At 60.6% G+C, this 24,832-nt stretch carries 22 protein-coding genes and 1 pseudogene; 6 read left to right on the top strand and 17 right to left on the bottom strand.

What is annotated here, in order from left to right; all coding sequences use genetic code 11:
* Positions 1-36: 36 nt before the first annotated feature.
* The 8 genes from M1D99_RS13005 to M1D99_RS12970 all read right to left on the bottom strand — a co-directional run bounded on the left by M1D99_RS13005 (position 37) and on the right by M1D99_RS12970 (position 10,880).
* On the bottom strand, positions 37-1,239 hold the full coding sequence (locus M1D99_RS13005) for an MFS transporter (protein ID WP_434575710.1): 1,203 nt from the start codon (positions 1,237-1,239) through the stop codon (positions 37-39).
* A 125-nt stretch (positions 1,240-1,364) separates the two neighbouring features.
* Positions 1,365-3,896, bottom strand: a complete 2,532-nt coding sequence (locus M1D99_RS13000) for an efflux RND transporter permease subunit (protein ID WP_434575708.1) — start codon at positions 3,894-3,896, stop codon at positions 1,365-1,367.
* A 4-nt stretch (positions 3,897-3,900) separates the two neighbouring features.
* Positions 3,901-5,004: a WD40/YVTN/BNR-like repeat-containing protein gene (locus M1D99_RS12995; RefSeq protein WP_434575706.1), complete on the bottom strand. Its 1,104-nt coding sequence runs from the start codon at positions 5,002-5,004 to the stop codon at positions 3,901-3,903.
* Positions 5,005-5,075: 71 nt separating this feature from the next.
* A complete protein-coding gene (locus tag M1D99_RS12990; RefSeq protein ID WP_186706212.1) occupies positions 5,076-6,440 on the bottom strand; it encodes a DUF1329 domain-containing protein in 1,365 nt (454 codons plus the stop codon).
* A 12-nt stretch (positions 6,441-6,452) separates the two neighbouring features.
* Entirely contained in the window at positions 6,453-8,132 is a 1,680-nt protein-coding gene (locus M1D99_RS12985) for a DUF1302 domain-containing protein (RefSeq protein WP_458131976.1), read from the bottom strand.
* A gap of 128 nt (positions 8,133-8,260) precedes the next feature.
* Positions 8,261-9,385 carry an FAD-dependent oxidoreductase gene (locus tag M1D99_RS12980; protein ID WP_434575701.1) on the bottom strand — a complete coding sequence of 375 codons (1,125 nt, stop codon included), beginning with the start codon at positions 9,383-9,385 and terminating at the stop codon, positions 8,261-8,263.
* A gap of 178 nt (positions 9,386-9,563) precedes the next feature.
* The gene (locus tag M1D99_RS12975; protein WP_186729379.1) at positions 9,564-9,926 is read right to left on the bottom strand and encodes a Rieske (2Fe-2S) protein; all 363 of its coding nucleotides are present in this window, start codon (positions 9,924-9,926) and stop codon (positions 9,564-9,566) included.
* A 15-nt stretch (positions 9,927-9,941) separates the two neighbouring features.
* On the bottom strand, positions 9,942-10,880 hold the full coding sequence (locus M1D99_RS12970) for a VOC family protein (protein WP_186729380.1): 939 nt from the start codon (positions 10,878-10,880) through the stop codon (positions 9,942-9,944).
* Positions 10,881-11,206: 326 nt separating this feature from the next.
* Here M1D99_RS12970 and M1D99_RS12965 point away from each other — a divergent pair, with 326 nt between their 5' ends.
* Both M1D99_RS12965 and M1D99_RS12960 read left to right on the top strand, forming a co-directional pair.
* The gene (locus tag M1D99_RS12965) at positions 11,207-12,118 is read left to right on the top strand and encodes a LysR family transcriptional regulator (RefSeq protein ID WP_186706207.1); all 912 of its coding nucleotides are present in this window, start codon (positions 11,207-11,209) and stop codon (positions 12,116-12,118) included.
* 223 nt (positions 12,119-12,341) lie between these two features.
* Positions 12,342-13,499: an alpha/beta hydrolase family protein gene (locus M1D99_RS12960; RefSeq protein WP_434575697.1), complete on the top strand. Its 1,158-nt coding sequence runs from the start codon at positions 12,342-12,344 to the stop codon at positions 13,497-13,499.
* Between the two features lie 116 nt (positions 13,500-13,615).
* On the opposite strand, the gene M1D99_RS12955 is transcribed toward M1D99_RS12960, so the two are convergent.
* Positions 13,616-14,797 carry a hypothetical protein gene (locus tag M1D99_RS12955; RefSeq protein ID WP_434575696.1) on the bottom strand — a complete coding sequence of 394 codons (1,182 nt, stop codon included), beginning with the start codon at positions 14,795-14,797 and terminating at the stop codon, positions 13,616-13,618.
* A 356-nt stretch (positions 14,798-15,153) separates the two neighbouring features.
* Positions 15,154-15,351, bottom strand: a pseudogene (locus M1D99_RS12950) (amidase family protein); the annotation flags it as partial.
* A 414-nt stretch (positions 15,352-15,765) separates the two neighbouring features.
* On the opposite strand from M1D99_RS12950, the gene M1D99_RS12945 reads away from it, so the two are divergent.
* Both M1D99_RS12945 and M1D99_RS12940 read left to right on the top strand, forming a co-directional pair.
* A complete protein-coding gene (locus M1D99_RS12945; RefSeq protein ID WP_458131975.1) occupies positions 15,766-16,164 on the top strand; it encodes a hypothetical protein in 399 nt (132 codons plus the stop codon).
* Complete coding sequence (locus M1D99_RS12940; protein WP_347709614.1) at positions 16,079-16,441, top strand: IclR family transcriptional regulator domain-containing protein; 363 nt, start codon at positions 16,079-16,081, stop codon at positions 16,439-16,441. Before M1D99_RS12945 ends, M1D99_RS12940 begins: the two co-directional genes overlap by 86 nt.
* Before the next feature lie 47 nt (positions 16,442-16,488).
* Here M1D99_RS12940 and M1D99_RS12935 read toward each other — a convergent pair whose 3' ends face one another.
* Genes M1D99_RS12935 through M1D99_RS12905 form a run of 7 tightly spaced genes read right to left on the bottom strand, consistent with a single transcriptional unit; the run spans position 16,489 to position 22,100 of the window.
* On the bottom strand, positions 16,489-17,097 hold the full coding sequence (locus M1D99_RS12935; protein ID WP_186706204.1) for an acyl-homoserine-lactone synthase: 609 nt from the start codon (positions 17,095-17,097) through the stop codon (positions 16,489-16,491).
* Positions 17,085-17,993 carry an alpha/beta fold hydrolase gene (locus M1D99_RS12930; protein WP_186706203.1) on the bottom strand — a complete coding sequence of 303 codons (909 nt, stop codon included), beginning with the start codon at positions 17,991-17,993 and terminating at the stop codon, positions 17,085-17,087. Before M1D99_RS12930 ends, M1D99_RS12935 begins: the two co-directional genes overlap by 13 nt.
* Entirely contained in the window at positions 17,980-18,888 is a 909-nt protein-coding gene (locus M1D99_RS12925; protein WP_186729382.1) for a DMT family transporter, read from the bottom strand. Before M1D99_RS12925 ends, M1D99_RS12930 begins: the two co-directional genes overlap by 14 nt.
* A 5-nt stretch (positions 18,889-18,893) precedes the next feature.
* Entirely contained in the window at positions 18,894-19,505 is a 612-nt protein-coding gene (locus M1D99_RS12920) for a flavodoxin family protein (RefSeq protein ID WP_135845913.1), read from the bottom strand.
* Between the two features lie 3 nt (positions 19,506-19,508).
* Complete coding sequence (locus M1D99_RS12915; RefSeq protein ID WP_186706201.1) at positions 19,509-20,192, bottom strand: iron-containing redox enzyme family protein; 684 nt, start codon at positions 20,190-20,192, stop codon at positions 19,509-19,511.
* A 1-nt stretch (position 20,193) separates the two neighbouring features.
* On the bottom strand, positions 20,194-20,739 hold the full coding sequence (locus tag M1D99_RS12910) for a GNAT family N-acetyltransferase (protein WP_186706200.1): 546 nt from the start codon (positions 20,737-20,739) through the stop codon (positions 20,194-20,196).
* Positions 20,740-20,747: 8 nt separating this feature from the next.
* The gene (locus M1D99_RS12905; RefSeq protein ID WP_186706199.1) at positions 20,748-22,100 is read right to left on the bottom strand and encodes a phenylacetate--CoA ligase family protein; all 1,353 of its coding nucleotides are present in this window, start codon (positions 22,098-22,100) and stop codon (positions 20,748-20,750) included.
* Positions 22,101-22,758: 658 nt separating this feature from the next.
* Between M1D99_RS12905 and M1D99_RS12900 the strand changes: the two genes are divergently transcribed.
* Together M1D99_RS12900 and M1D99_RS12895 are read left to right on the top strand one after the other, a co-directional pair.
* Positions 22,759-24,228 carry a chorismate-binding protein gene (locus M1D99_RS12900; RefSeq protein ID WP_186706198.1) on the top strand — a complete coding sequence of 490 codons (1,470 nt, stop codon included), beginning with the start codon at positions 22,759-22,761 and terminating at the stop codon, positions 24,226-24,228.
* Positions 24,225-24,809, top strand: a complete 585-nt coding sequence (locus M1D99_RS12895; protein ID WP_186706197.1) for an anthranilate synthase component II — start codon at positions 24,225-24,227, stop codon at positions 24,807-24,809. Before M1D99_RS12900 ends, M1D99_RS12895 begins: the two co-directional genes overlap by 4 nt.
* Positions 24,810-24,832: the final 23 nt, after the last annotated feature.

Here is a 24,832-nt window from a genome sequence, read left to right as displayed (position 1 = left end):
ATTGTTTTTATTGTTATGAAACGTCGAATGGGCAAGTCAGTGCTCAGGGTCTGCGGTAACCGCAGTGGGAAAAGCAGCCCCGCTGACCCGCAACCGAAGACAGGCCAGGGCCACTACGAGTTGAACGCCCGCGACAATTCCCAGTGCAGCGGGCAAGGCACCGATTACCCCACCGGTGATCGCCAGCACCACCAGCGGGCTGGCGAACTCACCGGCAAAGAACATCGCCGTGAAACCGCCGGCGGCGCGGCCGCGCTGCTGGAAATCGACCTGGGCCATGATCCAGGTGAGCAAGGTCGGCATCATCAGGCCGATGCCCAGTCCGTTGATCAGGACGGCGATCACCACCAGCCCGTGACTGTTGGCTACCGCCAGCAGCCCGCCACCCATCCCGGCCGCGACGAAGGCCAGGAGCATCTGCCGGTGCGCCGGCACACCGCTGAACAGACGAAAACTCAGGGCGCCGACCAGCACGCCGAATTGACTGGCGCCCATGGTCAAGCCGATCTGTTGCGAGCCTTCGACATGCAACAGGTTGAGCAGATAACCCACTTGTACCGGCACGATGAATAGGCTCAAGCCTGCCAGGAAAGACAAGCCATACAACGGTGCCAAGGTGCGCCAGGGGAATGCCCCGCTCATCGGCTTCTTCTCGATGGCCGCATGCCCACGCGGCTCCCAGAGCAACCAGGCCATCAGCGGCAGGAACACCAGCCCCAGCCCATACAGGGCAAACGGGGTACGCCAGCCGTGCTCGCCGAGCACGCCACCGACGGCAATGAAGATCGCCGCCGACAACGACGTCGCGACCATTTGCAGGGCGAACATGCGTTCACGTCGTGCGCCGCTGTAGTAATCACCCATCATCGTGGTGCAGCAGGTCATGATCGCCGCCTCGGCCACGCCGATGCCGGCGCGGCTGACAACGATCGCCTGCAACGAATCCAGCCAGAACGGCAGCACGCCACAGACGGTGTAGAGGCACATCGCACCGATCAGCAACGGCTTGCGCCCGAGTCGGTCGGCAATGATTCCGGCGAAGGGTGCCAACAGGGCAATCATCAGCGCCGGTAGCGTCAGGGCGATGGGAACCAGCACCGCGACGCCCGGTGTGCCGGCGAAGTGTTCCTGCATGCGCGGCAGGATGGGAGCCAGCAGCACCGCACCGAGCACCGGCAGGCAACTGCCAAGCAAGAGCAACAGGGACTGCGGCAGCCGCGCCTGGCGTTCAACGTTCATCGCGCACCTCCGCAGGTTGCGCCGCGCAAAATGCCATGCCGAAGGCGCTCAGGCCGGCGATGAGGTCAAGCCATAGAGACTGCTGGAACAGATGCACACGAGACATGGGAAGTCCTTTCTTGTTGTTATGACGCGACGGGATGAGCGGCCGCCGTTGCCGTCTGATCGAGCCCCGGAGCCAGGCGCAGCGAATGTTTCACGCACGCCCCCTCCTCGATTAAGGCAGGCGTCAGCGGCAAGCTGGTCGGATGGCTGGGTTCGGCCTCGGCCGGTCCCGTGCTCACACGCTTGCTCGGCAACAGGAAGTGAGCCAGGGCTGGCAACAAAACCAGCGCGCCGACCATGTTCCAGACGAACATGAACGCCAGCAGCACGCCCATGTCGGCCTGGAACTTGATCGGCGAAAACATCCAGGTGGCCACGCCGATCGCCAGGGTCACACCGGTCAGCATCACCACCTTGCCGGTGGACAGCAGCGCCCGGTAATACGACTCCGACAGGCTGGTGCCCTGGCGCATGTGACCGAGCAGAATGCTCATCACGTACAGCGCATAGTCGACGCCGATGCCCACGCCGAGGGCGATCACCGGCAGGGTCGCGACCTTGACGCCGATATTCAGCCAGACCATCAGCGCTTCACAGAGGATCGAGGTGAGCATCAGCGGAATCACCGCGCACACCGTGGCGCGCCAGGAGCGGAAGGTGATCAGGCAGAGCAGGATCACCGCACCGTAGACCCAGAACAGCATTTCGCGGTTGGCCTGCTTGACCACAATGTTGGTCGCTGCCTCGATCCCGGCATTGCCCGCCGCCAGCAGAAACTGGACCTCGTCGGTATTGTTCGCGGCGGCAAATTGTTCGACGTGATCCACCAGGCCGCTGAGGGTTTGCGCCTTGTGGTCGGAAAGGTAGGTGTACAGGGTCAGCAGGCTGCAGTCTTCGTTGTACAACCCACGCGGCGCGCCGGCGGTGACCATGTTGAGCATCGCCTGGTTGTTCTGCAGCTCGTACCACTTCGGGCTGCCTTCGCTCAGGCCCACCAGCATCCGGCGATTGAGCAAGGCCAGGGAATTGGTCGAATCCACCCCTGGCAAGGTACGCAACTGCCAGTCGAGGGCATCGACCTTGTTCAGGATGTCATAGCGCGAACAGGCGCTGGCGGGGGTCTTGATCATGACCGCGAACAGATCGCTGCTGGCGCCGTAATGCCGGGTCAGGAATGCATCATCCTGGTTGTAGCGCGAGTCGGCCCGCAGCTCGGGCGCGCCCGCATCCAAGTCACCGACTTTCAATTGCAGGCTGACCACGAAGCCGAGAGTCGCCAGCACTAGGCTCAAAGCGATGCACAACGCCGCCCACCGGCGCTGGGTGAACAGGTCGAGGAAGCGCCAGAACCCATGACGATGCTGGCCCGCTTGTTCGGCGTGCTCGCTTTTCAGGCTCAGTCGCGCCGCGCGACCGCTGACCCCGACATAGGAAAGCAATATCGGCAGCAGGATCAGATTGGTGAAGATCAGCACGGCTACGCCGATACTGGCGATCATCGCCAGGTCCTGGATCACCTGGATCTTGATGATCATCAGCACCGCGAAACCCACCGCATCACAGAGCAGCGCGGTGAGACCGGCAAGGAACAGGCGGCGGAAGGTAAAGCGTGCGGCGACCACCCGGTGCATGCCGCGCCCGATGTCCTGCATGATGCCGTTCATCTTCTGCGCCCCATGGCTCATGCCAATGGCAAACACCAGGAACGGCACCAGCACCGAATAGGGATCCAGTTGGTAATTCAGCAGCGGCAGCAAGCCGAGCTGCCAGACCACCGCCACCAATGAGCAGAACACCACCAACAGAGTGCTGCGAATGCAGCGGGTGTACCAATAAAGCACCACCGTGGTGATCAGGATCGCCACGGCGAAGAAAATCAGGATCTGCCGCAGGCCGGCAATCAGGTCACCGACTTTCTTGGCGAAACCGGTGATACGGATGTCGATGTTGTCGCTCTGGTATTGGCTGCGCAACGACTCCAGTTGTTGCGACAGCTGGGTGTAGTCCAATGGTCGGCCATCGGGGGTGCGCTGCAGCAGCGGTACCTGGATGATGCTCGAAGCCTGGTCGAACGCCACCAACTGACCGATTTCGTTGGACAGCTGCACATTGCGCCGCAATGCCGCCAGGCTCGCAGCGCCGCCATCGTAGTTATCCGGAATGACCGGCCCACCCTCCAGGCCCGCTTCTGTCACCGCCACCCAGCGTGTGGCCGGCGTCCAGAGTGACTTCATGTACGCACGGTCGACACCGGGCAGCAGGTAGATCGTGTCGCTCAATGCCTGCAGCGTCTTGAGGTAAGCGCTGTCGTAGATATCGCCCTGCTTGTTGACCACGGCAATGCGCACCGCATTACCCAGCCCGCTCAACTCCTGCTGGTGCTCAAGGTAGTGGGCGATATAGGGGTGATGGGTGGGGATCATTTTTTCGAAACTGGCATTGAGCTCGACACGACTGGACTGCCAACCCAGCACCAGCGTGGTTGCCAGGCACAGTAGCAACACCCACAGACGATGGTTGAACAATGCACGTTCGAGCACCGAGCCGGAACGCGGATCAAAGTCATCGAACGTATTCGCAGGGGACTGGAAAAACTTACCAGGGGACGTCATAACCTCACTCCGAAGCGGCAGTGGCTGGCTGCGCGAGACGCTGCAGCCCGGTGAAACCGGCAACGATCAGGCTGCCATCGGCGGCCTCGATCACACTTGAAACAGGCTTGCCCAAGGGTTTGCCCAGTGGCAGCAGCGCCGCTCCGGTCTGCTCGCTGTTGCGGAACAGCATGCCGCCCTGGTTGACCAGCAGCAGTTGGCCATCGTCCAGGCGAGTGGCATCGTTGAAGGAAATCGGCACGGGAACGGACAGGCGCTGGAAGCTTGCGCCAGCATCGCTGGAAACAAAGGCGTTGCCCTTCAGGCCGGCGACGAGCAACGCGCCATCGGCACGACTCTGCAGGGTGAAGAAACTGCCTTCGTAAGGACTGTCCAACTGGCTGAACGACGTCGCGTCGTCGTCCGACCGCGCCAGGTAACCCTGCTCGCCCGCCAGGAACCAACGCGGGCCCTGGCGACTGATCGCGTACAAGTGCAAGCCGTTCGGGTTGGCGATATGCCCCATCATCGAGTGCCAGGTGGCACCGCCGTCGGTGGTCTGCAGGGCCAAACCATAGGCACCGACGATCAACCCGCGGTGCGCATCGACGAATTCCAGCGCCAGGAAAGGTTTGTCTGGACCATCGGCGGCAAGACGCTCGGCATTTTGTATCCGGATCAGGGCGGCATCCGGGTCGGCAGCGGTGGCCTGCTCGGCCCTGGCGGTATCCAGTTCGAGCTGCGCCACGCGTACGCCGTCAAGCTGCAGCGTCCAATGCTCGCCGCCATCATGCGTCGTCAGCACCACGCCTGCGTGGCCGACCGCCCAGCCCTGTTGCGCATCGACAAACTGCACCGCCGTCAGGCTGACCGATACCGGCACCGAAGCCTGGCGCCAGCTCTGCCCGTTATCGTCGGAAAAGACCACCAGGCCGCGTTCACCCACTGCCACCAGACGTGTGCCAGCCCGCGCCAGATCGATCAATACGCCGTTCTGCGCAGCCGGTACCCCCATGGCCGGGGTATTGAGCGGCACGCCCACCGCAGCCGACCCGGCCAGGCACTTACTCGTGGCGAAGGACAAATACAGGGCCAAGAGCAACGCGCTCGCCTGACTGATTCTGTTCATAACCTACCTCGGACAAACACTCGTATCCCAAGGGCAGCCCCACAGGCCTGCCCTTCACGCTCAGCTCAGACTCAACGCACGCCGCGCCCCGCCATCGCCGCTGGCGAGAACTCCGAGGCCTTGTAGCGATCGACCGCGCGATACTGGTCCGGCAACCCGGCATAGAGGTTCTGGATAAACCACGCACCGGAGGTCAGGTCGTAGAAACCGGAAGACAGTTGCACCAGGCCTGGCAGGTCGGGCAGCACCGAAGGCAGCGACCAGAGGGTCTTGGCCAGTTGGCCGCTGGCATCCCAACGGTCGCCGAGCAGGGCTTGCCAGGTGTCCTCGTCGAGGTAGTAACGGCCCTTGGGCAACTGGTGGCGCTTACCGGCGGCCACCGTGGACTCGACCACCCAGACGCGGTGCAACTCCCAGCGCACGTAATCCGGGTTCAGATGGTGCTTGCCCAGCAGGTCCTGCGGTTGGGCAGCGTTTTGCACCTTGTTGGTGTTGTAGGGGACGTAGATCTCCTGCTTGCCTACCAATTTCCAGTCGAACCGGTCCGTACGCCCGCCCCACACGCTCAACTCATCGAAGGACATGACCCCGGCGGTAGACGGCGTCGGCGTGTCGCAACAAGCGTTGGGCAGCGTGCGCACCCGGCGCTGGCCGCTCAGGTAGACATGGGCCTGGGATTTGTCGCCGTTGATGTTTTCACGCCCGAGGATCTGCTCGCCGGCACGAATCGCCGGGCCGAGATTGACAAAGTGCACCTGCCAGTAGTCGCCCGAGTAGTTTTCAGGGCCGCCCTCCTGGAAGTAGTAGGGCATTTCCTGGGTCAACAGGCCGTCGCTCGTCATCACCTGGTTGCCGTCGGCCGTCATCAGATAGTGGCGGAAATGCCCCGCCACCGAGGTGCCGCGCCAGTTCAGCACGTGGTTCCAGATGGCTTCGGTGCCGTTCCGTGGAATCGGAAACGGGATCCCGCCATAGGCACCGTCGGGAATCAGGCCGGCGCTGCTGTTGATCAGTTTGGCGCGGGTGGCATTCTTGAATGTGTTGTCATAGACCCATTGCGGCGCGGCCGCCGTGCGCCGGGTCGGGTAGACATCGATGCGATAGGTCTCCGGAAAGCGCTTGAACAGCTCCTTGGTGCCGTCGCTGAGCTTGTCGGCGTACTTGGCCAGGTTCTGGGCAGTGATGCTGTACAAGGGTTTGTCCGCGGCAAACGGATCGCCACGTTTGCCGCCCGGAACATAGGCCGGATCGACCTTGGTGTAGCCGCCATCCCAGGCCGGAATACTGCCATCGGCATTACCAGCCTTCTCGGCACCGAAGGGCGTCAGGGTCTTGCCCAGCTCGGCCGCTTGTTCGGCGCTGGCGGCCAGGGCCATCGGCGCGGCGGCGGCCAGCAGGGTTAAGCACAAGGCCTTTAGAGTGAACTGAATGGTCATGCGCAAATCCTCTTAGAACGTGGTCTTGACGGAGAAAGCCAGGTAGTCCCGGTCCTTCAACGACTGCTTGTAATTGAACTGGTTGGCGGCGTTGAGGCTGGTGTCCTCGGGACCGTAGAAGTGGGTGTAGGTCAGCCCCACGGTCACTTGGTCCAGGTAGGTGGCGGAGACGCCGATGTTCATGTCCCCTCCTCTGTCGGGGCCGAACCCGCCGATCACCGCCGACTTGCCCATGGGGAAGTAGCTGATGCCCACCGGCACGCTGATATCGACGCCAGGGAAAAACTGGCGATAGGTGGGCGTGTACACCAGCTTCAAGCCCAGGCCGTCATCGGTGGCGTTAGGGTCCAGGGCGGCGCGATTCCTGGTCACGGCCAGCAGGCGGTTCCAGGCGATCTCACCTACCAGGCTGGCTTCATTGGCGACGAAAGAAGGGCCCAGCGAAGCCAGGACGTTGAGGTTGACGTGGGCCGTGCGGCCAACCGCGTAGAGGGCGTCATCGTTGTTGTCCGCGTCGACGCCCGGCAGGACGGTCTGGGCGTTGGACACCAGCGGCATGTTCCAGCGCATCGATGCCTCGCCGGCAAAGCTGTACTCGTCCACGGAGGTCGCGAAGCTGGCGCCCAGGACACGGATGTCTTCCGGGTAGACCCAGGAGTATTCACCGACTTGCCCGGTACTGAAGTTCGGCCCGGTGGCATTCGGTTTCAAATACAACGAGGGCGTCTTCTCGTGATACTGCAGCGCATACAGGCCGTAATCCGTCGTCCCGGTGTTGTACTTGAGCTGCAGGCCGCCTTGGCCGGAACTCCTGGCTTTCTTGTCCTTGCCATGGAAAAACGCGGCCGGGCTGTTGGCATTACCGCCCAGGAAATCCGGGAACGGCCCGCCGGTGATCAGCCTTTCATTGCCGTCGCCGATAGTATCGCTGGTGGAGAAATAGCTACCGGCGCCCGGCAAGCGGGTAGCTTCCCACTCCAGTTGGTAGAAGGCGCCTAATGACACGTCGTCGGTCAGTTGGTAGGCGGTCGAGAGCTGGTTGACCGGCCGGGTGATTTCCTTGAACTGCGTGTTGGGCACCGACTGCGCCTTGACCACGTCCACCGGTGCCATGGCCCCGGCAATGCCGTTGGCGCCGAAGAACAGGCTCTCGCCCCAGATCAGGCCGTGGCGCCCTGCGCGAACCGACAAGGTACGGTCGGCCAGCTCACCGTTCCAGTAGACAAAGGCATCCAGCAGTTCACCGTCACCTCCATGCAGTTGACGGGTGTCGCTTGTGAACTCGTCGAAGCCCACCGAACGCTGGTTGGCACTGGCCGCGTCGTTGTTGTCGTTGCGGTCCTGGTAGACAGTGTCGTACCAGGCGGCACCGCTCAGACGCGCACCGAAGTTGTGAAAGCCGATGTCCAGCTCGGAAAGAATATCCAGCCGATTGGAGATCAACCCCTTGCCGAAGTTGTGATCGCCGTCATTCTGGTTCAGCGCCGTCTGCCCCTCGCTGAGCTTGCTGCTGGGGTCCTTCAGGCGCCAGGCCGCGCTGTACTTCAGCGTGTTGTCCCAGCGCAAGCTGAGATCGGGATTGCCGGTGTCGATCTGGAAGGCCTGGGCAGCCGACGCACCAAGCCCCAGGCTGGCCGCAAGGGTCAGGGTGAAAGGGACGCGCCGCGACGCAGCGATCTTGCGAGTAGCCATCGAAGTAACCCTCTTTATTGTTGTTGTATGTCAGTTCTTCTGGTGAAACGGCGCCCGCAGTCGAGCCGGGCCAAGCCTGCACAGGCATGAAACATCCAGGGGAAAGCGAATTCGGTTTTGCCGGTGCCTCAGATAGGCGCTGCCGTGACCTCGAGCATCTGCCTGACCAGGCCGATCCGGTCGAAGCTGCTGTCGTGGGCCATTTCCTTGTCACCGGCCAACACCGAGCTGTCGCTGATGAATTTGCAGCGCTCATAACGGCGTTCCATAAAGCGTTGGAGCTGCTGTTCAAGGCCGCCGCCGGCGACCAACTCTTCGCCAAGCACGACGGCATCTTCGATGGCCATACCGGCGCCCTGGCCCAAATGCGGCGTCGTAGCGTGCACCGCGTCGCCAATCAGCACGACCCGGCCGCGATACCAGGGCTCGCTGACGAACACCACCTCCAGCGGCTTATAGACGACTCGGTCACTGTCGATAATTTGCTCGCGCAGCTCGCCGATCAGCCCGGTGAAACCACTCAGGCGCCGGCGCATTTGGGACGCCAGCGTGGCAGGCTCTAGCCTTTGGTTGGCGGGCTCGTGGGAGGTCATGAACAGGTACATCTGATCCTGCCCCAGCGGCACCAGTCCGGCATTGCCGGCGGGCCCCTGGAAGGTAGCCAGATGATCGATCCCGGCGGCGCGTGGAAAGGTGTAGCGCCACACCGCTTGGCCGGTGAAGCGCGGCAGGTACTGCTCGCCGAACAGCAGACCGCGCAGGTGGGAATACAGGCCATCGGCGCCGACGACCAGGTCGTAGCGACCGCGACTGGCATCGGTGAACAGCACATCAACGCCCTCGCCTACCTGCTCCAGCGACTCGACACTCAAGCCCAGACGGACCGAGACGCCAAGGGCAGCAACGGTTTCGCTGAGGACTTGATGCAGGGCCAGGCGCGAGATGCCGACGTTGGCTGGGTAGTCGGGGCCGGCCAGGCGCTGACCAGGGATCCGCGCCAGCTGTTCACCGGCGGTGGTATTGATGGTCACATCCTCGAACGCGTAGGCAGCATCCAGGTAGCCGTCCAACACACCCAACTTGGCCATCTCGCGCACGACGTTGCTCTGCTGGATGATGCCAACGCCGTAGACTGTCCACTGCGTCTTGAGCTCGACAAGGTCGACGACAATGCCTTTGCGACGCAAAGCGATTGCCGCACATAGACCAGCGATACCACCACCGACGATAAGCACCTTTTTCACTGCGTTCATGCTCGTCTCACTCTTATTCTTGTTATGCACGCGAGCGTTCTGCCGGGGCGATCCCAGGCTTCAGAACTCGCTGTGTTTGCACGCATTCGGTACCGCTTTGTGTCCACTTTCTCGGCAAAGCAGGCGTTTGACTAATCGCATGTAGGGATACGATGTATCAGCTACCGCGATACCTTAATTAGGGTCCACACGCCTCCAACTGACCCGCTTCGAGCACCAGCCAATCGGCCTCGGCTCGCCATCCCAGCGCACTCAGGCTTTCCCCCAGGCACGGCCCGTAGACGCACAGCCCCGTGCTGGGAAGGAACCGGGCACCATGGGCGTAACAGACGATCTGGCTGCCATCGACACTGAGGAAACGATCCTTGCGGTACTCCAGCCGCACCTCCAGGTGCGGACAACTGTTGCGATAGACACGCACCTCGCCGTCATGGCGCAGGGCAAACACACTGTCCTTGCCCGTACCCAGGGGATCGAACCCGCGGGCCTGCCCTTCGACCAATTCATCCAGTCGACAGAGAACAATTGCGTCGTGGCTCATGGACGAAATCCGCATTCAGGCCTGCTTGGGCGGCGGGCCGCTCGGAAACCATTTTTCCCGGGAGGTGAACAGGAACAACTGCGAGTTGTCCGCAGACAACGGCGCTTGGCGCGCTTGCCAGGCGTCATCGTGTTTGTCCATGTCGGCGTCGTATTCAATGTGGCAACCCAACGGGCTGTTGAAGTACCAGAACCAGTTGGAACCGAAGAGGTGGCGGCCCGGCCCCCAGAAGCTGGTCCAGCCTTGCTGTTCGAAGCGACGTCCGGCCAGCAGTACTTCCGTGCCGCTGCCCATGTGAAAGGTGAAGTGCTCGCAACCCTTCATGTGTGGCGGCGTCTGGATCATGAACAGGCAATGATGGTCATCGGAACCGGCCGGCCGCATGAACGGGCCCGCACCGACAAAGGTGTCAGTGGTCACGAAGCCCAGGCGTTTGTAGAAAGCTTCGGCCTTGGCTGCATCCGGAACGAAATACACCACGTGGGACAGGGTCCGCGGCAAGGCCTGCATGTCGGGACTGATGCCAGGCTGATTGACCGGGCGTTGAGGCGCATGGCCCGGCGCATTGGTCAGGTCGGCGGGCGCGCTGTACGCACGCCGCACGCTGATCTGGAAACCAATGGCAAAGCCCATATCGTCCACGCTGTGCACGGAGCCATCGGCACCGCGGGTCACCGGGCGGTCGCGCCCCAACTCATCGGCGATAGCCTCGAGGTCAGCCACGCTGGCCACGCCATAGACGGTTTCACGAATCGAGGGCGCAGGCCCGATGGCCGCCGGCAGACTGGCATCGTCTGCCCGTCGGATAATCACCGCGGTGCCGTCGAGGGCTTCAAAACGACCGCCCTCACTGTCGACATCGACAGGAAGCAGGCCGTAGTCACGCAGGCAATGGGTACAGGCTTGAATATCGTCGACGCCAAAAATCAAGGCATCAAGGCCAATGATGTTCATTGAGTTACCGCTCCATTGTAATTATTCAGCGCAGGCCAGCACCCCACTTACGGGAACCGTGCCAGGCGAAGCGCTGCCGAGGCTGGACTTGGAGTCGATCAAGCGTCACGGCCAACCGACTGTGGGCCGATACTGAAGGGGCAAAAACTCGCTGACTAATCGCTTGTCGGGATGCGACCTATCGGCAAATGCGATACCTGGCTGCGCAGCGCAAGTTGCATGGAAAATCGAACAGGCATCGTTCGATTCCCCCATTCACGGGACTTGACGCCGCGATAGGAAGGCCGGAAGGTATTTACAAAATAAATACAAGAATCGAGACCGCCATGCGCTTTAACCACCTGGATCTCAATCTCCTGGTGGCGCTGGATGTGTTACTGGAAGAGCAGAACATCACCCGCGCCGCCGAACGCCTGCACATGACTCAATCCGCCACCAGCGGCGTACTGGGCAGGCTGCGCCTCTACTTCGAAGATGAACTGCTGGCACAGGTCGGGCGCAAGATGCAGCCCACGCCCTATGCCCGTGAACTGGCGGCGCCGGTGCGCCAGGTGCTGCTGACGATCCAGTCCTCGATCACCGCCAAACCGGTGTTCGACCCCGCCACCAGCAAGCGTCATTTTCGCCTGATCACGTCGGACTATCTGATCAGCGTCCTGTTTGCCCGGGTGATCCAGAAGATCTCCCTGGAAGCCCCGCACATCACCTTCGAACTGCTCGGCCCCGGCGATACGTCCACCGAGATGCTGATGCGCGGCGAGGCCGACATGATGATCGTGCCCGAGCACTACCTCATCGAAGGGCACCCCTCCCAGCTCCTGTTTGAAGAGGAGCATGTTTGCGTCGTATGGGACGGCAACACGTTGGTAGGCGACAGCATCACCCTCGATCAGTACATCGAGATGGGCCACGTCTCGGTGATTTTTGGCCGCAACCGGCAACTGAGCGTCGAGGAATGGCTGATGAGCCAGTATGGTTTCACCCGTCGCATGGAAGTGGTGACCCACGACTTCAACACCCTGCCGCAGTTGATCGTCGGCACCCAACGCATCGCCACCATGCTCCAGCGCATGGCCAGGCTCTACGCCAACTACCTGCCGCTGCGCATCGTGCAACCACCGGTGAAAATCCCGGTGATGCGTGAGTTCATGCTCTGGCATCGGACCATGGAGGGGGATCCGATGCACCGTTGGCTGCGGGCGAAAATCAGTCAGATCATCAACGAGTTGGAGCAATAATCGCTTCCGCTGCCCTGAGGCGGATCAGGATCTTGTAGTGCGCCCTCAAGCTTCCTGCCGATGGGGCACACGAAGCTCCATCGCCATTCGCAATACCTCCCATCCCGACTCGCGATTGGCCAAACCATCAGCCGCCCCTTAGCCTGCTGCGAACCGTCAGGTCTGGCGCTCCCCGCTGCGGATTTGACCGCCTGCCTTTGCTTGCACAAGGACAATAACCCTCATGTTTCGCTACTTCCCGACCAACTACGTGTGGAATCTTTCCGTCGACCTGGCCATTGAAATGGGCGCCCGCATCGGCGAAATCGAAGAAATGTGCGCGCCGCTGCAAGAAGCCGCCAAGCAACCGGACGCCGCCGGCAGCAAGGCCTTCCGTGAAACCTGGGCGAACATGGCCGACAAGCTGTGCGGCCTGGCGGAAGAAGACGAAGGCAAGGGTCGGCTGTTGTCCGCCGGTGAAAAATACAACCGCGCCGCGACCTATTACCTGAGCTGCGAACGCCTACAGGCCCACGGTGCACCTGGCCGCACGGAGCTGTACCAGCGCTTTCTGCACACGTTCCAACGCGGTATCGAACTGGCACGGGAAAATTGCGAGCGCGTCGAAATCCCTTACGAAGGCAAACACCTTTCCGGTCTGCTGGTGCGTGCCGAAGGCGTCAGCGGCCCAGCGCCGATCCTGGTGCAGGTCAATGGACTGGATTCCACCAAAGAAATGAAATACCGCGTCGGCCTGCCCGCCTGGCTGGCCAAACGTGGCGTTTCTTCTTTAATCATCGACCAACCCGGCACCGGCGAAGCACTTCGCCTGCACCACCTGACCGCGCGCTTCGACAGCGAACATTGGGCCAGCCGCGTGGTGGACTGGCTGGAAACCCGCGACGATGTCGACGCCAAACGCATTGGCCTGGAAGGCGTCTCGCTTGGCGGCTACTACTGCCCGCGCGCGGTAGCCTTCGAGCCGCGCTTCGCGTGCGGCGTCGTGTGGGGTGCCAACCATGACTGGCGCGAAGTGCAGAAACGTCGAATGGAAAAGGAAGGCAGTTTTCCGGTGCCGCATTACTGGTCGCATGTGTCATGGGTCTGGGGCGCCAAGGACACGAAGGCGTTCATGGCCATCGCCGAGAATGTTCATCTGGACGGCATCCTCGACCGCATCAAAGTCCCCTTCCTGGTCACCCATGGCGAAAAGGATTCGCAGATTCCCTTGAAGTGGGCCCACCGCACTTACGAACAGTTGGTCAACAGCCCAAAACGCGAACTGAAAATCTTCACCGAACGTGAGGGCGGCGTGCAGCATTCGAGCTTCGATAACAGTATCAATGCCGGTCAATACATTGCCGACTGGGTGGCTGAGGTACTTGGCGGGCGTACTGCATAACGGGCGTGAAGTTGGAGATATTGGCGATTGGGCTCGCTCCCGCAGTTTATGCGCCAGGCCTGTGGGAGCGAGCATGCTCGCGACAAAACTTTAGGGCTGTTGCCCAAAAATCCGGATCAGAAGTAATACCCAATATTCATGTACAGCTGGTTTTCCCACTGATCACTACCCCCAGCCCCCAGACTTTGCGTGAGGCTGCTGCCACCGATCACCGGATCATTCTTGCCGTACAACCATTCCGTGGCGATCCACAGCTTACTAAGTGAGAACGAGGTGCCGACAATCATCCGTTGCGAGGTCTTGAAGTCGTCTGCGGATTTATCGAAGGCGCTGTAGTTGGCGTATAGCTGCACGCCGCTGATCTGATCGAACAGGTACTTGCCGCCAACGTCGTAGCTCACATCGGCCACGTACAAATTGCCGCGACTGGCAACGTTGTAAGTGGCGTCGTAACCGCCGAAAGTCACCAGTTCATCGGTGCCGGGGTTGCGCGGGGACATCTGCTGTCGCGCAGCTTGCAGTTGCACGCCCCATGGTCCGTTTTTACCGATGTAGTGCACCGCCACGGCATTGCGCCGGCCGTCGTTGTTGGTGTCGCGGTTCTCCAGGGATGAGGTCAGGTCAGAAATCCCGACTTCGGACTTCCATGGCCCCAGGTCCAGCGCCTTGGCCACCCGCAGCACCACGGTGTCGCGCTCCTGGTTGTTGCTGCCATCGATGACATAGCTGTCCGCTTCGGAGACAACGCTGGAGTAGGTTTCCCCCTTACTGGTGCCTTTTCCCTGCGAGGCCGGGCGAAGGTAGTAACCGGCCTGGATGTTCCAGTCGCCACTTTGGTGGATGTACTTGGCGCCAAGTTCTTCCACGTCTTCCAGCCCCACGACGTTCCCCAGGGTTTGATAGAACGTGCTGCCAAAGTACGGCTGCAAACCGAACGGCACCTGGTTCAGACCGACCTGGATTTGCTGGTCAGGGTTGAACTTGTAGCCGATCCAGGCGAACTCGGCGAACTGGACGTCCCCGACGTTTTCCGTGTACTGGTAAGGGTAGGCTCGGCCGTAGAAACGGTACTTGGCGTGGCCGATCCAAGTGTCGGAGTTGTACTTGGCGGAGAGGATCACGGTATCGAAGTTGAACTTCTGGATATCGCGATCCGGGTCATAGTCCCAACGCGCCCGGACGGCGCCGCCGAGATCGAGATTGTCGGTGACCTGGACCGCCTGCGCGTGTGTGGAAAGTGCGCCGAACAGCGCCAGCGGAATCAACGAGCCCAAGGCCCGGATGGTGTTCAAGTTCATGGTCGCTCCATCTTTAGGTTTTATTTTTGGCAACAACCATCCCGGCCACGGCAAAGCGCGGTCTGGATGAAATAGGTATGGCCCGCCGAGACTGAAGCTGGAACAGCGTCCAGGTGCTAGCGGGCTAAACGGTGTTTGAGAAGCCGCAGTTGTTTAAATTTCGGCGTCAGTGGTGTTGCAGTTCTTCAACCACAGCGGCACAAGCGCGGAAGGCATCCAGCGTCCACTCTGGATTGATAAAGTCTGGCCAACTGGAAAGTTTTACGATCGCCACTTCAGCAGCCGGATCCCAATAGATACTCTGGCCAAATACTCCGCGCGCCGAGTAAGTGCCCTGTTCACTGTCCAATACCCAGCACTGATTGCTGTAGGCAGCCCAAGCTGTCGAACGTGACTGCCAGCGGATGAATCCCGCTCATGTCGTATCGATGACTGGAGCCTTTGAACCCAGTCAGGCCATTGAACGCCGCGGGCACGCGAATGGAGCCCGCCGTATCAGTGCCGATGGCAACGCACACGATGCCCCGTTGAACCGCAATCGCTGACGCAGTGCTGCAGGCAGCCGCAGCATCGTGTCGATCATGCGTGAAGACGGTGAGCAACTGGGCCGGTTCAGGGTGCGAGGAAGCTACTCGGTCCGGTGTCGGCGGAGCTGAACCCGCATAATCAATGTGCGGGTCAGCGATATCAATCGTCTGAAGATCCCCGGCAGCTTCTCGGTGCCGATCCGGATCTCGCCGACAAGAATGTAGCCGTCGGAACAGCGCACAGGGCGTTGCCCCCACACGTTACCAAAGGTGTTAGCTCTGTATCGGAAACTCAGCCTGATCAGGAGCGTCCACCGGCCAGAACCATTTGAGGGGCCAACGAACTCGCGCCTCTGCATACAAAATTCAGGCACAAAAAAAAGCCACTCATCTGAGTGGCTTTTTTCTGAATCTTGGAGCGGGAAACGAGACTCGTATCTGGTGTCCGACTCACTGAAATCTATGGGGTTTCTTTTCTTGCGAAAGCAAGAAAAGACTCAATTCTGGACTTGTTCTTTGGGTCTATCAAGAGCAAAAAAAGAAATTCCAAAGCAAGCTATCGCGTTCTGGCGCACCGGATTTCGTCCAGCAGTCCATCATCTAAGCTCACTGAAGGCTCTTAATACGGAGAGTCGAATCGACGTCGCAGGTACTCACTCGATGACCGAGCGAAAGCTATGGCTGGTCGGTTATGGTGACTGGGCAGGTTCAGCCTCGGCCACCTTGATCGATGTTACCGGGACGGCAATAAGTACTGCTCTGGAAATCGAGGCGTTTCTGTCCGGTCACCGACTCGCAGATTTCCGGTACGTTCCGGCAAAGTCTGAAGCACTTTGTTGATGCGCGCACGGCCAACACCCTGACCAGCGTCGAAGCGTATCTGGAAGAACTGCAAACCGTTCGCCGACAAGGCTATGCAGAAGACCATGAAGAGTTCGAAGACAACATGCGCTGCCTGGCGGCGCCGATTCGAGACCGCTTTGGGCACGTGATCGGCGGCATGAGCGTTTCATTCCACTGTTTTGGCTTCAGGGAAGAATTGAAGCAGGACTACGTCAAGCACCTGATGGAGGCCACGCAGCAGATTTCAGCTCAGTTGGGCTGGCACCTGCGTTGAGTCGTTCCCAAGTCCCGCCGCAGAGCGCATGAACACCGGATCGCGACCTAGGCTCGGGCGGACACTTCGCTCTTTCTCGGCGCTGCCGCTATATGGTTACTGTAGCCCGCCACATTGATCCAGAAAGGCACCACTGGTAAGTCATCGACCATCTGCGGCCCCGCAATCCTGTGAGTGCTGACCCCCATGCGCTTGAGCAGGCGCTCGTTTCCCGGCGCGCTGAATGCAATCAACCGACGAGCGCCAAGGGTCTGCGCGATGTCAATGACCTTGCTCATCAGCCATGTTGTGTCGTGCCAGGCCCGAATGACCTTTGCGCGTCGCGACAAAAGACGCCGACTGGCGAACCGGGATAGCTCCCAGACGGTACTTGAGGACGGCAACGGAGTGTCGCCCATCAACTGGGGGAACACCTCCCCCAACAAAAAGGGACGATCGGTAGGAATCAAGCGCGCACATCCGACGATTTCCTGCTTGCTGTCGCGGGCCAGGACATACACCGTATCCGGTCGATCGAAGGCATCCACCTCTAAGCCCTCGGCGCAGGGCAACGCCCAGCCGAGGCCCTTGACGAACACTTCATACCGGTAGCGAGCCAGTGCCTTGAACAGGGCCGGGGACATATCACTGCGGGTGCTGGCAATCACTTCGAGCATGATCCAGCCTCCCCGGCACAGAACGTTGATATGAACCCTGTGATGGCCGCGGCGACCTCGCCCCCCCGTTCAAGATAGGGCACATGCCCGGAATCCTCGATGACCTGGCCACGGGCGTCGGGCAGTTGCTGGAGCAGGTTCTCCAGGGCAGCAGGCAGGAACACCTGGTCATGCCGCCCCCAGATCACCAGCGTCCTCGAAGCGATCTGCGGAAGCCGTTCGAGAAGCACGTCCAGGCCTTCGCGGCGAAAATCCTCGATCACCCGCTGCACAGCAGCAAACCTCGACCTGCCGCTTGCGGCCATGGCCTGCGCCAGGCGTCCTCGCACCTGGGGTGGCTCCTTGAACACCAGGCTCCAGAAGCGCTTCATCTCCTCGACCGTACGATAGCCGAAGACTGTGCCTTGCCCTTGCAGGCTGGCTTGCAATGCTGGCCCTAGTACCGCCGGGCCAAGACCTGCAGGTGCCAGCAAGACCAGGTGACTGACACGCTGGGGGTATTTCGCGGCATACAGTCCGGCCACGCAACCGCCCAAAGAACTGCCGACCAGAACGAAGGGGCCCTCGACTACCGTTTCCAACAAGCCCTCCAGCTCTGCCAGCAATGCCAGCGGTCCGAAGCCTGCACGCGACTCGTACAAGGATTGGCCATGCCCCGGTAAATCGACGAAAACACAACGGTGATGGCGCGCCATGCCCAGGATCGCAGGTCCCCACTGGTCCTTGCTGGCGCCCAAGCCATGAAGGATGACCAGTGTCGGCCCCTTCTGACGTGCAGTGCTTTCCAGATAGGCCAATCGCCCTTGCGCACTGGCGTGCCAGCGCAGCTTCAAACCGAACTGCCATCGGTGGACCAGGCGCAAGGTGCCGAGCAACAGTCGATCAACGCTGTTCATCCGCCACTCCTTGCCCTTTGCTGCCGCCAGCCTTGAGAAAAAATTTCCCGGGCAGGCGCAGTTGGCATAGCGCCACACCTGACAGCGTCAACGCGGCGCCGATCACTAGGCGCTGGCTGATGCCCTCGGCGAGCATGATCTTGCTGACGGCGATCGCGAACAGCGGCACCAGGAGCAGATACGGGCTCAGTTGCTGCATCGAATTGCGTCCGAGCAACCAGAACCAAAGGCCGAATCCCAGAAGACCGCCACTGAGCGCTGTATAGATGACCGCCCACCACGCCTGAGCGCTGGCCGTGTGGACGCTTGCCCATTGCCCGCCCTCCTGGATGAAGGACCACAACAACAGTTGTGGCGCGGCGATGACAGCCGTCCAGGCACTCAAGGCCAGCGGATCCAGCGGCCCGAGACGCTTGGCCAACACCGATCCGACCGCGAATGCCAAGGCCGCCAGCGCCACCAGCAGCATGCCGACAAAAGTCCCGCTCGCCGGCGGTTTGGCCAGCAGCACCAGAATACCGGCGAACGCCAGCAGGATGCCCACCAGCGCGCGCACTTTCAGGACTTCACCCAATAACGCGAACGCCAGAACGAGGGTGAAAGGTGCCACCAGCTGATAGATGATTGCCGAGGTAGAAGCGTCTACCCGGGCGATACCGCAATACAGCAAACCAAAATGCAAGGTGCCGGTAATCGTAGCGATCAAGACCATGGGCCCGAACTGCTCGCGTTTGACACGCTTGAGCAATGGCATGAGGAACAGCGCCATGATCGCGTAGCGCATGGCGACCATGAGGATAGGCGGCAGCTCGGCGCCGCCAATCTTCACGGCGGTGACCTGCGCGCCCCAGAGAAACGCGACCAGCAGCGCCAGCAATGAATCTTTCAATGGCATGATAGTTATCCCTTCTGAAATTGAATGGGCCGCAGGATTCTTTCCGGCTTGCCCGTGGCAACCCCTGTGGGATTAAGTCGACGGTAGTGCTCACAGAGCCGGTCCAGCGTCTCGCACAAGGCCTGTTCCGCTTCAGGATCGTGGGCCAGCTGTGTCTGGAAGCACGGCGGGAACCCCGAGCCGACCAAAATCATTTTGTTGAGCAGTACGTTCAGCGCGACCTGGGAGAAAACGGCCGTGTGCCCGTAGCGCCGGCCGACGACCGCAATCGCCGCGAGCTTGTCGCGCAGCGGGCGTTGGCGTGGACGCATGAAGCCGTAGCCGACCCGCTCCAGAAACGCCTGGAAGCGACTGTTGGTGCCGTAGGCGTGCATGACGGGGAGATAGAGCACCGCATCGGCGCGATCCAGCCGCGCCACCAACTGCCCGACGTCGTCCTGCACCGCGCAGTCCTGGTCTGAACAGGCGTTATCGGCGTCGCAGTAATCGATCCGGTAGTCCTTGAGCCAGATGTCATCGATCTCGATCTCCTCGCCCAAGTGGCGGCGCACCAGCGCCACCACCCGTGCACTGACACCACAAGGTCGGCTGGAACCGACTATGATGGTCAGATTCATGATTCAGGACGCCTCTCGCAGCCCTTCTTCGCCAGCCAGATAGGCTCGCAGCGCTTCCTCCATCAACTGTCCGGTTAGCCACAACGTGACGCGTGCGACTTCCTTGATCTGGCGACGATCGTCTTCGGTCTTCACCGCACGCTGCATGGCCACGCGCACTTCTTCGGCGTGCTTCTCATCTATGGTCGAGTGGGCGACGAAGAACGTCATTTGCTCGTCCTTCAAACCCAGGTCTGCGCGGAACCTTTCCAGGATCGGCTGGATGTGCTCGTAGACGTCCTCGGCCCAATAGCTGTAGCCCAGTCGTGCGATCGGTCCCTTGCGGATAGCCACATCGTTGAGGAAGGCGATCAGCGCCTGGGTCGGCGCCAGGGGGGCTGGCATTTCCTGTGGCAGCAGCCCGACCGACTCGAGATCGCGCAGTACCATGCGCTCGTGGCCCAGCTCTTCCAGGGCGTGCTTATAGACGAAGCGCAGCAGTGTCGTCTCTTCCGGATCGGCACTGAAGGCGCAGGCGGCCTGGTTGACCGAGTTGTAGCGGGTGTAGTGGTACACCTGCAGCATGAGCTGTTGGTAGAGGGCTGGCGGCGTGTGATTGTCCAGGCTGAACTTCCAGTAGGCGCCCTGCTTGATCTGGGCCCAGCCCGCTTCGACGATAGCGTCGAGTTCCTTGAAGAATGCTTGCATTTCAATAGGCTCCTTTAACATTGTGGTAAACACTTTCGAGTTCCAGGTACACGAGGCTGTAGCGCCGCTCGACCTGTTCCCCGGTCCAGGTAACGTCATCCACCAGCACGCGCCCTCCCAAGCCGACATACAACGCCGCCAGTTGGCCGCGGCACAGGGCCGAGATGAATCGCAGGTGGGTGTTGGCTTTCAGCCAGATGGCCGCCTGCAGGAGAAACATGCGCAGGTGCCGCCCGCCGCGGTATCGCTCGTCCAGCACCAAGCGATTGGCATCGAAGGCGTCCGTCGATTGTTCGAAATAGGCGTGCACATTGACTGCCCGCTCGACGAAACTCAGGCCATGGCCCAGCGGGGTGACGCGCAACGTCCCGACCACTTCGTCCTTGTCCAGGTAGACCAGGTGATAGGACAAGGCGTCGCGCACCTGCTCCCTTCGCTCGAAGTCATCCTCCCGTGCCGGGTTGGTCCCCAGATAGCGACTCCTGAGGTGCCTGACGGACTCGAACAGCTCATTTGCGTTGTCGATCACGCGAACAGACAGGCTCATCGGTGACCTCACTGGCCTTGACGCTGATCGACGATGCGCGCTTCTTTCCAGCTGAACCAACTTCCAAGGTTCACATGTTCAGCAAGATCGCCCACCACCATGACCGTGGCATCGACCCCCAGCCGTTCGCGCAGGCGCTCCTTGATCAGCAGCACCAGACGCCCACGATCACCCTCGAAGAAGCGCGACATTTCCAGCTTGGCGATGACGGTGTCGCGATCATTGGCGCGACTGAGGATGATCTGGTAACCAAGGCATTGTTCGACGCCTTCAAGCAACGCCTGCTCGATCTGCGCAGCCGAGAAGGCGCGACCGTTCAGTTGCACGGCATCCTTCACCCGACCGACAACCTTGACGGTCTGGCGCATCGATTGCGGATAGCCGGGGCGCGACTGGATCGAGACCAGGTCACCCGTGCGGTAGCGGATCAACGGCTTGCTGCCAGGGATCAGCATGGTCACGCACAACTCACCGTCGCCGGTGCAGCCGAGGCTTTCCCCGGACTTGGGATCGAGCACCTCGATGATGTAGTTGAGGCGATGAGGCACCAACTGGTCATTGGCGTTGCAGGCCGCGATGATCATCGCTTCCTGGGAGCCATACAGGCTGTTGTAGGCCTGCGCGCCCCACAGGCTGTAGAGGTTGTTCTTCAACGCTGGCGTGCACAGCTCGCCGCTCATCATGAACGCGCGCAGGGCGAAGTCCTCGCGTGGGTTCAAGCCCTGCCGCTCGGCTTCCTTGGCCATGGCCAGCAAGAGCCCCGGCGCCGACGCGAGCACGCCGATCCGCAGATCCTTGAGCAGTTGCAGCGCCTTGAGCCAACCGATCACCGGTGAGTGCGGCCAGATCTTGGCATTGCACAGGTCGAGTTGGGTGCAGACATCGCCCAGGGTGTCACCGAAGGAATGGACCTCGGTGGGCCCCATGATGCCGACCACGGTCTTTTCACCCGCAAAGTGCTTTTCGATCACCGCCTGGTAGGCCATGGCCAGTTGGCGATTGCTCGCGTAGCTTTCCTTGCGATCCCGTGGGCATGGCGTAGCAGGCCCGGTGGTGCCCGTCGTCTCGTAATAGAAGATGCTGTCTTCCAGCGGGCCGGACAGAATGTCGAAGCCTGCCTCGCGCAAATCATCCTTGGTCGTGAATGGCAAGGTGACGAGCTCATCCAAGGTCAGCGAACGCTCGTCGACCTGGGCAAGGTGCCTGGCATAGAACGGCGAAGAACGCTTCACGTGGCCGATCACTTCCCGCAACTGTTCCTGATGCCATGCCGCCAACGCGGTGTCGCTGAGGACGTCGGTCCAATAGGCATGATGAATCGGATCGTACCGCTTCTTGAATGTGTCTAAATGCTCTTTCATTTCAGCCGCTCAGGTTTGATGGGTTACTGGAACTCAACGGCCACTACGTTAGTGACAGAAGTTACAAATACCCAGCTGCGTTATCCCGCAGTTGTGCGCGTACGAGTTTCTTGTTAAAAGCACGCGCGATTACATATGCGCAGGAATAGTTTTTGTGCCTGTCGACACTAAGAAATGAATGAGATATCAATATCCGTCCAGCAGTTGACAGCCCCGGGGCACACTGGTAATTTCGCTGCACTGCCGCTCGTTCCCGTAGTGCCTAGCCAAGACTGGGATGTCTAAAATGTACTATCACCTTTCTGCTATCAGTTCTTCCCACAGCTACCCCGACAGCTGTTCCCGGGCCATTCTGGCCATCTTCAAAAGCAATATCTGGCGTCGCTAATAATCTAGCGAAGACCAGCGTCTGTCTGCTGCCTGCCAGCAACGTCCTGCTCTCTCCACAATGAAATTCGAAGGTGCTCGCGCCTTGTGCCCTGCGCATCGATGGCTGCAATCCGTTGCAAGCCTGGTATTGCGCGCGACATGAACAGCGTCCGCCCCGAACATTCAGGATATCCGTCAACACCTATTTAAAGTGCCTGCGCACTTTATATTCCCGTGGTGCTCTCTTAATGGAGTGCCTGAATCGTTGCACCTTGAAAATGGTATAACCGTGAATAAACATTTAATTGACGTCAATGTTCTTCGCCGCGAAGAACGTCGATCTACAGATGCACTTGGCATATATGCAAATGCACTGGAGCAACTGGGTCGCGAGTCTGTCTTCATTCTTGAATCACTGTCCGGTCCAAGCCGCGATCGCCGGGCGACGATCGTCGGGCTCGATCCCCTTTTCGAAGTGTGTATCGATGAGGGCCAGGCACAACTGCGAGGCTGTCCTGCGCTGTGTGAACACTTGTCCGCCAGCCTGCAACAAGGGGGGGTGCAGGTCGATCCCGAGCACAAGATCCACCTACCGGACAGCGAGTCAGGGTGGAACCTGCTCCGGACCATCCAGGCTACGTTCCAGCCTGCACCCAATGCCCCGTCCAGCCTGGCGTTCTTCGGCTATTTCTCCTACGACTGCGTTCGCCTGATCGAGCGTCTTCCCGATCTCGCCGAACAGACCTACAGCTACCCGCTCATCGCCCTGTCGGTCTATCAGACACTGGTTTATTTCCACAGCAACGGCATTGTCGAAACCCTGATCAACAACCACCCTCTGTGGGCGCCCCGTACAGTGGAGGATTACCCCTTCCTGAGCGCAACCCCGGCGTGCGAGGCAGTGGATCTGCCACCGTATCCAGAGACATTCGAGGAAATCCGCACGGTCACCCCGGAGCAATTTTGCGAACGTGTCGAAGTCGCAATGGAGCACATCCGCGCCGGCGACGTCTACCAGATCCAACTCGGCCATGAGATCCGCATTCGCTCGCAGGTTGCGCCGTTCGATGTGTACCAGAACCTGCGCCTGCGCAACCCCTCTCCTTACATGTACCTGGCCCATGTGGGCGGTATCGACCTGATCGGTGCCAGTCCGGAGCTGTTCGTCAGGATCAAGGACGATTTGATTGAGATGCGTCCGATCGCCGGTACTGTCGGCAAGAAGCCTGGCGTCGATCCGACCCAACTGGTGCTGGAGCTGACCCGCTCGGAGAAGGAACGCGCCGAGCACCTGATGCTCATCGATCTGTGTCGCAATGATATCGGTCGCGTCTGCCAGGCCGGCTCGCTGGAAGTCGACGAATTCATGCTGGTAGAGGAGTACTCGCACCTCTACCACATGGTGTCGAACGTTCGCGGTCTGCTGCGCCCAAGCCTGGATGCCTACGACGTGATCAAGGCCTCATTCCCCGCAGGAACCATGTCCGGCGCGCCCAAGGTCAGGGCAATGGAACTGATCGAGGGAATGGAGAGCAACCGCCGGGGCATCTACGCCGGAGCCCTTGGCCTGGTGGGTTTTGATGGCAGTGTAAATACCGCCCTGTGCATTCGCTCGACCGTCTTCGACGAGGGGACCTACCACTTGCGTGCATCCGCCGGGGTGGTCGCCGACTCCGTTCCCGAGATGGAGTGGAAAGAGACGCTGTACAAGATGGGTTCTGTATACCGGGCAGTGACCGGCAAGGAGATCGCACTGTGAAAGTATTCCTGATCGACGCCTACGACAGCTTCGTCTTTATCATCAGCCAGTACCTGGAACAACTGGGGCTGGAAACCCGCGTCGAGCGTCACGACGTGCCAGACCTCCTCCAACGCATCGAGGATTTTTCGCCGGACTTCTGCGTGCTGGGCCCTGGGCCTGGGCATCCGGCCGACGTTGGCTACATCGAAGTGATCAGGCACTTGCAGGGGCGTTTGCCGCTACTGGGCGTATGCCTGGGTCATCAAGCCATCGGCCTGGCCTTCGGCGCTCAGGTTTGCCGCGCCCCGCACGTGATGCACGGCAAAGTGAGCACGATCGAGAACGATGGCAAGGGCGTCTATGACCACACGCAGGCACGCGCCATACAGGCCACCCGCTACCACTCGTTGATGGTCAGCGACCAGCAGCTACCCGACAGCCTGGAAGTCACCTCGAGATCCACCGATGACGGCTATGTGATGGGTGTGCGTCATCGCCACCTGCCAGTGGAAGGAGTGCAGTTTCACCCTGAGAGCATCCTGACCGAAAACGGCCTGGACCTGTTTCGCAGTTTCATCAAGTGTTACGTGCACCAGTGATCCGCCAGAAGGGGCGCACTCCC

It is taken from the genome of Pseudomonas sp. R3-41 (assembly GCF_054161485.1).
The sequence above is the reverse complement of the archived record's forward strand: the minus strand, read 5'-3'. Positions and strand labels throughout refer to the sequence as shown.

Excerpts from the sequence above, each read along its gene's own strand:
- M1D99_RS13005 (WP_434575710.1), bottom strand. The coding sequence starts at position 1,239 with ATGAACGTTGAACGCCAGGCGCGGCTGCCGCAGTCCCTGTTGCTCTTG.
- M1D99_RS13000 (WP_434575708.1), bottom strand. The coding sequence starts at position 3,896 with ATGACGTCCCCTGGTAAGTTTTTCCAGTCCCCTGCGAATACGTTCGAT.
- M1D99_RS12995 (WP_434575706.1), bottom strand. The coding sequence starts at position 5,004 with ATGAACAGAATCAGTCAGGCGAGCGCGTTGCTCTTGGCCCTGTATTTG.
- M1D99_RS12990 (WP_186706212.1), bottom strand. The coding sequence starts at position 6,440 with ATGACCATTCAGTTCACTCTAAAGGCCTTGTGCTTAACCCTGCTGGCC.
- M1D99_RS12985 (WP_458131976.1), bottom strand. The coding sequence starts at position 8,132 with ATGGCTACTCGCAAGATCGCTGCGTCGCGGCGCGTCCCTTTCACCCTG.
- M1D99_RS12980 (WP_434575701.1), bottom strand. The coding sequence starts at position 9,385 with ATGAACGCAGTGAAAAAGGTGCTTATCGTCGGTGGTGGTATCGCTGGT.
- M1D99_RS12975 (WP_186729379.1), bottom strand. The coding sequence starts at position 9,926 with ATGAGCCACGACGCAATTGTTCTCTGTCGACTGGATGAATTGGTCGAA.
- M1D99_RS12970 (WP_186729380.1), bottom strand. The coding sequence starts at position 10,880 with ATGAACATCATTGGCCTTGATGCCTTGATTTTTGGCGTCGACGATATT.
- M1D99_RS12965 (WP_186706207.1), top strand. The coding sequence starts at position 11,207 with ATGCGCTTTAACCACCTGGATCTCAATCTCCTGGTGGCGCTGGATGTG.
- M1D99_RS12960 (WP_434575697.1), top strand. The coding sequence starts at position 12,342 with ATGTTTCGCTACTTCCCGACCAACTACGTGTGGAATCTTTCCGTCGAC.
- M1D99_RS12955 (WP_434575696.1), bottom strand. The coding sequence starts at position 14,797 with ATGAACTTGAACACCATCCGGGCCTTGGGCTCGTTGATTCCGCTGGCG.
- M1D99_RS12935 (WP_186706204.1), bottom strand. The coding sequence starts at position 17,097 with ATGCTCGAAGTGATTGCCAGCACCCGCAGTGATATGTCCCCGGCCCTG.
- M1D99_RS12930 (WP_186706203.1), bottom strand. The coding sequence starts at position 17,993 with ATGAACAGCGTTGATCGACTGTTGCTCGGCACCTTGCGCCTGGTCCAC.
- M1D99_RS12925 (WP_186729382.1), bottom strand. The coding sequence starts at position 18,888 with ATGCCATTGAAAGATTCATTGCTGGCGCTGCTGGTCGCGTTTCTCTGG.
- M1D99_RS12920 (WP_135845913.1), bottom strand. The coding sequence starts at position 19,505 with ATGAATCTGACCATCATAGTCGGTTCCAGCCGACCTTGTGGTGTCAGT.
- M1D99_RS12915 (WP_186706201.1), bottom strand. The coding sequence starts at position 20,192 with ATGCAAGCATTCTTCAAGGAACTCGACGCTATCGTCGAAGCGGGCTGG.
- M1D99_RS12910 (WP_186706200.1), bottom strand. The coding sequence starts at position 20,739 with ATGAGCCTGTCTGTTCGCGTGATCGACAACGCAAATGAGCTGTTCGAG.
- M1D99_RS12905 (WP_186706199.1), bottom strand. The coding sequence starts at position 22,100 with ATGAAAGAGCATTTAGACACATTCAAGAAGCGGTACGATCCGATTCAT.